This window comes from Micromonospora sp. bgisy143, assembly GCF_057708145.1.
Window position 1 is genome coordinate 37,702 of sequence record NZ_JBYIRN010000038.1, and the last position, 9,014, is coordinate 46,715.

Consider the following 9,014-nt stretch of genomic DNA (forward strand, 5'->3'; position numbering starts at 1 on the left):
GACGGCCGGGCCCGGACGGCTCGGCTCGGGTGAGCCGGTGACCGTCCGGGTCACGGCCGGAAGACTCAGCGGGGCAGCGCCTGCTGCAACTCCGCTCGCAGCGCCGGGGTGAGCATCTCCCCCGCCTGCTTCGCCAACCGCGCCATCTCGTAGCCCACCACGCCGATGTCGGCGTCCCCGGCCGCGAGGGTGGCCAGGATCGATCCGTCGCGTACCTGCATCACCAGGAAGTAGCCCCGGCCCATCTCGACCACCGTCTGCTTGACGATGTCGCCGTCGAACATCTGCGCCGCGCCCGCCGTGATGCTCATCAGCCCGGACGTCACCGCGGCGAGCTTGTCCGCGTGGTCGCGGGGCAGGTGGTCGGAGATCGCCACCAGCAACCCGTCGGAGGAGACCACCACCGCGTGTGCCACGCCCGGCACCCGCTCCGCGAACGCGCTCACCAGCCAGCTCAGGTCACGCGCCTCCTGGCTCAACGTCGTCACTGTCGTCGTCCTCCTTCGTCGTGCCGCCACGAGGGTGGCACCGGTATCTCGGTGGTGTCCTCGGCCTCGGCACGCCGTACCCCGCTGTAGAGCCGGGAAAGCATGCCACCGACCGCGTCCGGGTCGAGGTCGGCGCGCGGCGGCGACGACTCCGGCTGGGCGGGGCGGGTGACCGCGGAGAGCTGCGCCATCGGTACGCGCACCGGCAGGCCCCGCTCGTTCGTACCGGCCGTCACCGGCGTGGCGGGTGGCGCCGGCTGGGCCGGGGCAGCCGGCCCGGTCGGCCCCTGCCGGGACCACCAGCCGCCGCCGTCGCCTCCGGGGACGCCGGCCGGGGCCAACACGTCCTCGGCGCGTACCGGCACGGGGCGGGTCTGGCGCGGCACGGCGGCGGCCGGCGGACGGCCGGCCACCGGGAGGTCCAGCGGCGCGCCGGCCGGCCCGTGGACGCCCGCGGCCGGGGGCACCCCCGGCCCGGGCGGGGCCGCGACGCCCCGGGCGGCGTTCGACGCGAGCATCCGGGCCGACGCGGGCGGATCCATCTCGACGGCGCCGCCGGGCGCCAGCAGGGTGGCCGGCAGCACCAGCCGCGCGACGAGGCCGCTCTGACGCCCTTCGAGCTGCACGCGCACGCCGAGGCGGCTGGCCAGGTGGCTGACCACGAACAGGCCCATCCGCTCGACCGCCGCGACGTCGGCGGCCGGCGGGCTGGCCAGCACCGCGTTCGCCTCGGCCAGCGCGGACGGGCTCATGCCCAGACCGTCGTCGACGATCTCGATGAGCGCGGTGGACGCCTCGATGCGGGCGGTCACCACGACGAAGGTGTCCGGCCGGGAGAACGCGGTGGCGTTCTCCAACAGCTCGGCCAGCATGTGCACCAGTTCGCCGACGGCGTGCCCGACCACGTTCACGGCGCCCATCGGTTCCAGTCGTACCCGCTGGTACTGCTCGATCTCGGCGGCGGCGGCCAGCAGCACGGTGCCGAGGCCCACCGGGCGGTTCCACCGGCGGGTGGAGTCCGTACCGGCCAGCACCAGCAGGCTCTCGTCGTTACGGCGCATCCGGGCGGCCAGGTGGTCGAGCTTGAAGAGGTTCTCCAGCTGGTCCGGGTCGCTCTCCTCACGCTCCAGGTCGTCGAGCAGCTCCAGCTGCCGTTCCACCAGCACCTGGCTGCGGCGCGCGAGGTTGACGAACATCGCGTTGACGTTGCGCCGCATCAGCGCCTGCTCGACGGCGACCGTCACGGCGCTGCGGTGCACCGCGACGAACGCCTCGGCCAGCTCACCGATCTCGTCGAGCGAACGGACGACCGCCGGGGCCACGTCGATGGTCGGCACGCCACCGGTGACGGTGCGCAGCCGGTCCAGCGCGTCGGGCAGCTCCACCTGCGCGATGCGCAGCGCCTGGCTGCGCAGCAACCGCATCGACCGGGCGACCGAGCGCCCGACCAACAGGGAGATCAGCAGGGCGACCAGCAGCACCGCCACGACGCCGCCGACCACCAGCAGGGTGGTGCGGAGCTGGCCGCTGCTGGCGTCGTCGGCCTGCCGTACCGCGTCGTCGAGCACACTCGCCTCGACCTGCCGCAGCAGCTCCTGGCGTTGCTGGCTCGCCGACCACCACTGCTCCGAGGGCAGCACCTCCGGCGCCGCGTCGCCGACCGGCAGGCTGCGCTCCTCCAGGCGGGTGGCGACCTGGAAACCCGGGTCCACCGAGGTCTCGTCGTACCGTCGGATCTGGTCGCTGGTGGCGGAGACCCGGAACGCGCCGAGCGCGGTGAGCTGCTGGGCGCGCAGGTCGGCGAGGATCACCCGGTCCTCGGTGCCGTACCGGCCGGCTCGGCCGGCGGCGTAGAGCTGCGCCCGGACCCGGGAGGACAGCTCCTTGACCCGGGCGATCTGGACGTAGCGCAGCACCGCGTCGCTCAACCCCGGTCGGTCCTGACCCGGCGTCGGCTCGGCGAGCAGGTCCAGCAGCGCGTCGACCGCCCGGTGGTAGTTGCTCAGGATGGTGTCGTTGCTGAGCACCGCCGGCGGGATGGCCGGGCGGATGTCGACCACCTGGTCGTACGCCTCGAGCACCTGGGAGAAGGCGACCCGCCAGGAGGCGTCGGCGTCGGCCAGCGGCTCGGCCGCCCGGCGCAGGTCATCCACGGCCCGGTCGGTGGCCGACTGCAACGGCCGCAGGGCGGTGGCCGCCGCCTCCCGGTCGCCACCGCGGCGCAGCTCGCCCAGCTCGCCCGCCGAACGGTCCCGTTCCTGCTGGAGCTGGTCGACCACGGCGGTGATCTGCCGGCCGATGCCGACCTGCCGGGAGAAGTCGTTCAACGTGGCCGTCCGACCGACAAGTGCGCTGGTCTGCACGCCCGCGAGCACCAGGAACGCCATCGACGGCACCAGCAGCACGGTGGCCAGCTTGGTGCTCATCCGCCAGTCCCGCAGCCGGAACGGCGAGCGGCGTCGGTGCGGAACGACCCGGACGTCGAAGCGACGCCGGCGGTGGTTCGACACCGCACCGATCGACGGGTCGGGACCTGCCGCCACCCTGCCTCCTCCGTCCTGCCGCGTCCACCGCGACCCGGGGAGCGGAGTCCATCCAACCAGGCTCGCTGGCCCTGTCAACGGCCCGGGCAGGGCGAAAGTTCAGGAAGGATACTGCGGGTGGGAACGTCCTGTCGTGGTCGGTGAGACCAGTTCGTCCGTCCGGCCGATGTCGGCGAGCGCCGCCGCCGCTTCGAAGCGACCCAGCGCCACCAACGCCGCTCCGGTCGCGCCGATCTCCGGGTTGCGTTGGTGCGACACCGGTCGCGGCGCGAGCGCGGCGGCGAACGCCTGCCGCCACCACACCGACGCGGCCACCGCGCCGCCGCCCAGCACCACCCCGACCGGTTTGTCGACTGTGGACTCCAGTACCGCGAGATCCTCGGCGACCAGCCCACACAGTCCCTGCATCAGCCCGGCCAGGATGTCCACCGCCGTGGTGCTGAAGCTCAGGCCGCGTACCTCGCCGGTGCCCGCCGGGGCCAGCCCGGGCGCCCGGTCGCCGCCGAAACGGGGATCGGCGGGCCGGCCACCGCCCACCGGCACCAGCGCCAGCGCGGCGTCCAACTCGTCGCCCCGGGGCAGCCGCAGCTCCCGGTTGGCCCAGGCGAACAGGTTGCCACCACTGGAGTACGCGGCCCCGGTCACCACGTGATCGTGGTCGACCCGGTAGCGCCAGAGCCGTTCGGGCAGCCGCGGCAGCGGCTCGCCGGCCGGGATGCGCTGCATCAGGCGTACGGCCGCGGAGGTGCCCACCGTGACCGCGGCCCGGCTCGGGTCGGCGCAGCCCGAGCCGACGTTCGACGCGGCGCCGTCGCCCACCGGCGGCGCCCATCGGGCCTCGGCCAACTGCGGCCAGCGGCGGGCCCGGTCGGGGCGGAGCCGGCCGTGCCAGTCCAACTCGCCCAGTGGCGGCAGGTCGCGGGGGCGTGCCCCGGCCAGCGTCAGCGCCTCCTCGTCCCAGCGCAGCGTGCCGATGTCGAGCAGGCCCGTGCCGGAGGCCTGCGAGATCGACATGGGCGCCGTCTGGAGCAGTTCGCCCAGCACGTATTCGGGAAGGCCGACGAACCGGCTGATCGGCGTGCCCGACTGGTCCCGCAGCCAGGGCAGGCGCACCGGCCAGTAGGAGCGGTGCCACCAGCAGCCGGTGCGTTGGTGGAAGCCGTCCGGGTCGGCCGGGCCGGACGTGTCGCCGACCGGCGCGGGCCGGGTGTCCAGCCAGGTGACGACCGGGCCCAGCGGGCTGCCGTCCCGGTCGAGCGGGAGCACCGAGTGCCACTGCGCGGAGGTCGCCACCATGCCCACATCGTGCAGGTGCCCCGCCTCGGCCAACTCGTCCAGACACTCGATGAGGCAGGCGAGGTAGTCGGGGCCGGAGAGGGTGCCGGTGCCGTCGTCCCCGATGGCGAGTTTGACCTTCCGCCGGGCCAGGGCGCCGGGCAGCGGCCTGGTCTCCCCGTCCAGCACCAACCCGCGTACGGAGGAGGTGCCCAGGTCGAGCGCGAGAATGTTCATCGCCGGTCAAGTTACCCGGTGCCGGCCGCGTCGGGACGAGGGTCCGGCCCGGCACACCCGTACGCCCGAAGGGGTCCCGAGTAAGGCCGCGACCGCGTAAGGTGAACGACATGCTCGCGCACCCAACCTCCTGGTGGCCCGCCGACCCGGCGGCCACCCCCCGCGCGTAGCTCCATCCACGCGGCCGCCACCGAGGCGGCCGCCGGATCTCCGGCCCGGATGGCCGCCCCCGCTGGCGGCGCCCGGCGCCCACGGAGACCACGATGACCAGCCAGACTCCCCTGACCGACCTGCTCGCCGCCATCTCCCGAGGCGACGACCCCGGCCCCTTCGCGCTGCTGCGCCGCGAGGGCGCCGACGACCTGGAACTGTTCACCGGTTCGGTCGCCACCGTCGACCGGCTGGCGGACATCCCGCTGCCCCCGGGCGAGCCCGGTGCGCGGACGTTGGCCCTGGTGCCGTACCGGCAGATCGCCGAGCGCGGCTTCGCGTGCGTCGACGACGACGCCCCGCTGGAGTGTCTCCAGGTCCGTGAGCACCGGCGGATCCCGCTGGCCGAGGCGCTGGCCGCGCTGCCCGACGAGCCGGTCCGCACCCGGGACGCCGCGTTCGACGTCAGCGACGACGAGTACGCGCGGATCGTGCAGCAGGTGCTCACCGACGAGATCGGTCGCGGCGAGGGCGCCAACTTCGTCATCCACCGCACCCTGCACGCCACCGTGCAGGGCGCGCCACTGGTGGCCGCGCTGGCCGCGCTGCGCCGGCTGCTGGTCGCCGAGCGCGGCGCCTACTGGACGTTCGTGGTGCACACCGGCACCCGGACGATGGTCGGCGCCAGCCCGGAACGGCACGTCAGCGTCGACGACGGGCTCGTCATGATGAACCCGATCAGCGGCACCTTCCGACCCACCCGCGACGCCCCGGACCGGGCGGCGTTGCTGCGGTTCCTCGCCGATCCGAAGGAGATCGAGGAGCTGTACATGGTGCTCGACGAGGAGCTGAAGATGATGGCGACCGTCGCCGAGCACGGCGGTCAGGTCATCGGCCCGTACCTCAAGGAGATGTCGCACCTCGCGCACACCGAGTACCTGCTCGCCGGCCGGGGCACCCGCGACGTGCGGGAGGTGCTGCGCGAGACGATGTTCGCCCCCACCGTGACCGGCAGTCCGATGGAGAACGCCTGCCGGGTGATCGCCCGGCACGAGCGTCGGGGCCGCGGCTACTACGCGGGTGTGCTGGCGCTGCTCGGTCACGACGACGCCGGCCGGCAGACCCTGGACGCGCCGATCCTGATCCGGACCGCCGAGATCTCCCCGGCCGGCCGGCTGCGGGTGCCGGTCGGCGCCACCCTGGTCCGGCACTCGACGGCGGCCGGCGAGGTGGCCGAGACCCACGCCAAGGCGGCCGGGGTGCTGGCCGCGCTCGGTCTCGGCCCGGCGGCGTCCGCCGGCGAGCGCGGGCCGGTCGTGCGGCTGGCCGACGACCCGGAGGTACGCGCCGCGCTGGCCGCGCGGAACACGCCGCTGGCCCGGTTCTGGCTGGACCAGCGGGCCCCGGACGCGCCCGGGTTGCCCGGGCTGACCGGCCTGCGGGCCCTGATCGTGGACGCGGAGGACACCTTCACCGGCATGTTGGCACACCAACTGGGGGCGTTGGGTCTCGCGGTCACGCTGCGCCCGTGGCACGCCGGCGGCCCGGTCGACGGGTACGACCTGGTGGTGGCCGGGCCCGGCCCGGGTGACCCGGGCAGCCTGGACGATCCGAAGATGGCGGCGCTGCGGGACCTGCTCGGCGAGTTGCTGGCGACCGGCCGACCCACGCTCGCGGTCTGCCTGGGGCACCAGGTGCTGGCCGGGCTGCTGGGGCTGCCCCTGCACCGCCGGGACGCGCCGTACCAGGGGCTGCAACGGGAGGTGACGCTGTTCGGCCGGTCCCGCCGGGTCGGCTTCTACTCCTCGTTCACCGCCCGCGCCGACGCGGACCGGCTGGACACCGCGTACGGGCCGGTGGAGCTGGCCCGGGACGTCCGCGACGGATCCGTGCACGCCCTGCGCGGGCAGGGCTTCGCCGGGGTGCAGTTCCACCCCGAGTCGGTGCTCAGCCCGGACGGGGTGACCGTGCTGACCGAGGTGTTGACCGACCTGCTGCCGGCATCGCGCCCGGCCCACCACGCATAGCCCGCGCTCGTCCGGCATGGTGACCGCCGTCGCCGGGTAGGGCTGGTGCGACCGGTGGCGCGAACGGGCCGAGAGCCCCCGTCCGCGCCACCGGTCGCCCGCGGACCGTCAGCCGCCCAGGCCCTGCTTGAGCGCGGTGCCGATAAGTACCGCCCGGCGGGCGGTGAGGGCGCACGCGCCCAGCGCCACCGCGTCCGGGGCGATCTCCCCGTTGTTGCTGGTGTGCGAGGGGCCGTACGGGTTGCCGGCGATGAACTGGCTGGAGTCGGTGTAGCCGGGCGGGACCACCACACCACCCCAGTGGTAGAAGACGTTGAAGAGGGACGTCAGCGTGGTCTCCTGCCCACCGTGCGAGGTCGCGGTGGAGGTGAAGGCCGCGTAGACCTTGTTGGCCAGCGCGCCCTGCGCCCACAGCGGGCCGGTGGTGTCGATGAACTGCTTCAACTGGGCGGCGATCATGCCGTACCGGGTGGGCGAGCCGAAGATCGTCACGTCGGCCCAGGCCAGGTCGTCGATCATCGCCTCCGGAACGTCCTGGGTCTCCAGATGGTGCGCCTGCCAACCGGAGTTCGAGCGGATCGCCTCGTCCGGCGCGAGTTCCCGCACCTTGCGCAGGCGCACGTCCGCGCCGGCCTCCCCGGCGGCCTCACACGCGGCCTGCGCCATCTGGTACGTGATGCCGGTGGCGCTGTAGTAGATCACCGCCACCTTCGTCTGGGCAGCCATCAGATGTGTCCCCTTCTCGTCTCGGGTCAGCTCCCGCGACTACCCCTGCGATGCGGAGACAAACGACAGATCACGGTGTTCCGGTCGTCCGGGCTCAAGTTTTCCGCAAGTTCCCGGACGTTCCGATCCGGCCGCCCGCGCGGACGGCGATCCTGATGCCATCCGGTGCCGGCGCGCGATCCCGCCGCCCCCCTGGCACCGGGCGCCTGAACGGGGGATCGCGCTCCGCCGGCAACGGCGCTGGCGTAGCGCGATCAGGGGTCAGCCGCCGTCGAGGACCCGCGCGCCTGCCGCCCGGGCCGCTGAGGCCGCCCGGCCGACCGCTCAGCGGACCAGCGTCGCCATCAGCCGGTCCAGCTCGGCCGCCGGGTCGGCGGTGAGGCCGGTGTGCACCGGGCCGGCCTGGATCATCGTGCTGCGAGGCGCGGCCAGCCAGTGGAAGCGCTCGCCAAGCTTCATCCGGGTGGCCGGCCCGTCCCCGGAGCAGGTCCGGTCCAGCGATTCCAGCACCGCCGCCACCGCCGGCAGGTCGACGTCGGGGGCCAGGGCGCGCACCCGGTCGGCGTCCAGGTGCGTCCGCGCGGCCAGGAAGTCACGCTGCTGGCAGTAGAGCAGCACCCCCACGTTGATCTGCTCGCCGCGCTCGACGCGGGGCACCAGCCGGATGACGGCGTACTCGAAGGGGTACCTCACGCGACGCCCCCCACCGGTAGCCAGTCGGCCGGTCGGGCGACCCGCCGCGACAGGTGCGACACGTACGCCTCCCGCGCCTGGTCGGCCGAGTCGAAGTCGGCGGCGGTCAACCACGGGGCCGGCACCAGCGCCAACACCTCCCGCAGGAGGTCCGGGGTGATGCGGGCGGCCAGCTCGTCGTTGGCCTCGGCGACCCGGTCGGCGTACGGCGCGAGCACGTGGTCCTCGGCCCGGTAGGCGCGGTGCACGGCGGCGTCCGCGCGGGGCCAGTTGTGGTGGAAGTACAGCGCCGCACCGTGGTCGATCAACCACAGCTCCCGATGCCAGACGAGCAGGTTGGGGTTGCGCCAGCTCCGGTCGACGTTCTCCACGTACGCGTCGAACCACAGCACCCGGGACGCCAGCAGCGGATCGACGGGGTGCGCCACCGGGTCGAAGCCGAGCGCGCCCGGCAGGAAGTCCATCCCGAGATTGGCCCCGCCGCTGTTGCGCAGCAGCTCCTGCACCTCCTGGTCGGGCTCGGCCCGCCCGATGACCGGGTCGATGTCGAGGACGACCAGCGGCGGCACCCGCAGGTCCAGCCGGCGGGCCAGTTCGCCGCAGATCACCTCGGCGACGAGTGCCTTGGGTCCCTGCCCGGCGCCGGTGAACTTCGCCACGTACGTGCCGAGGTCGTCGGCCTCGACGACGCCCGGCAGCGAGCCACCCTCGCGCAGTGGGGTGACGTAGCGGATCGCGGTGACCTGGCGGAGCACGTCGCCCACCCTACTGTGACCTCTGGTTACCGCTGTCGCTGGAGACCACCCAGGAGTCGGCCCGGGGGGGGGGGGGGGGGAAAAACCCCCCCCCCCCCCCCCCCCCCCCAACCCACCCCC

Annotated in this window: 7 protein-coding genes; 1 reads left to right on the forward strand and 6 read right to left on the reverse strand. The window is 74.2% G+C overall.

Features of this window, described 5'->3' with window-relative positions; all coding sequences use genetic code 11:
• Positions 1-65 precede the first annotated feature (65 nt).
• From AC3EN4_RS29445 to AC3EN4_RS29455, 3 genes are all read right to left on the reverse strand, one after another.
• Positions 66-488, reverse strand: a complete 423-nt coding sequence (locus tag AC3EN4_RS29445; protein ID WP_053652618.1) for a roadblock/LC7 domain-containing protein — start codon at positions 486-488, stop codon at positions 66-68.
• A complete protein-coding gene (locus AC3EN4_RS29450) occupies positions 485-3,031 on the reverse strand; it encodes a sensor histidine kinase (RefSeq protein ID WP_435209548.1) in 2,547 nt (848 codons plus the stop codon). Before AC3EN4_RS29450 ends, AC3EN4_RS29445 begins: the two co-directional genes overlap by 4 nt.
• Before the next feature lie 99 nt (positions 3,032-3,130).
• Positions 3,131-4,543 (reverse strand): FGGY family carbohydrate kinase, encoded by a 1,413-nt coding sequence (locus AC3EN4_RS29455; RefSeq protein WP_435209550.1) that lies wholly within the window; start codon positions 4,541-4,543, stop codon positions 3,131-3,133.
• A gap of 263 nt (positions 4,544-4,806) precedes the next feature.
• Between AC3EN4_RS29455 and AC3EN4_RS29460 the strand changes: the two genes are divergently transcribed.
• Positions 4,807-6,720 (forward strand): anthranilate synthase family protein, encoded by a 1,914-nt coding sequence (locus AC3EN4_RS29460; protein ID WP_435209552.1) that lies wholly within the window; start codon positions 4,807-4,809, stop codon positions 6,718-6,720.
• A gap of 108 nt (positions 6,721-6,828) precedes the next feature.
• Here AC3EN4_RS29460 and wrbA read toward each other — a convergent pair whose 3' ends face one another.
• From wrbA to AC3EN4_RS29475, 3 genes are all read right to left on the reverse strand, one after another.
• On the reverse strand, positions 6,829-7,446 hold the full coding sequence (gene wrbA, locus AC3EN4_RS29465) for an NAD(P)H:quinone oxidoreductase (RefSeq protein ID WP_421472050.1): 618 nt from the start codon (positions 7,444-7,446) through the stop codon (positions 6,829-6,831).
• 324 nt (positions 7,447-7,770) lie between these two features.
• The gene (locus AC3EN4_RS29470; RefSeq protein ID WP_422735783.1) at positions 7,771-8,139 is read right to left on the reverse strand and encodes a DUF3037 domain-containing protein; all 369 of its coding nucleotides are present in this window, start codon (positions 8,137-8,139) and stop codon (positions 7,771-7,773) included.
• The gene (locus AC3EN4_RS29475) at positions 8,136-8,894 is read right to left on the reverse strand and encodes a HipA family kinase (protein ID WP_435209555.1); all 759 of its coding nucleotides are present in this window, start codon (positions 8,892-8,894) and stop codon (positions 8,136-8,138) included. The genes AC3EN4_RS29470 and AC3EN4_RS29475 overlap by 4 nt, the downstream gene beginning before the upstream one ends.
• Positions 8,895-9,014: the final 120 nt, after the last annotated feature.

Bases quoted from the DNA above. Each gene is read 5' to 3' on its own strand.
- AC3EN4_RS29455 (WP_435209550.1), bottom strand. From the start codon at position 4,543: ATGAACATTCTCGCGCTCGACCTGGGCACCTCCTCCGTACGCGGGTTG.
- wrbA (WP_421472050.1), bottom strand. From the start codon at position 7,446: ATGGCTGCCCAGACGAAGGTGGCGGTGATCTACTACAGCGCCACCGGC.
- AC3EN4_RS29460 (WP_435209552.1), top strand. From the start codon at position 4,807: ATGACCAGCCAGACTCCCCTGACCGACCTGCTCGCCGCCATCTCCCGA.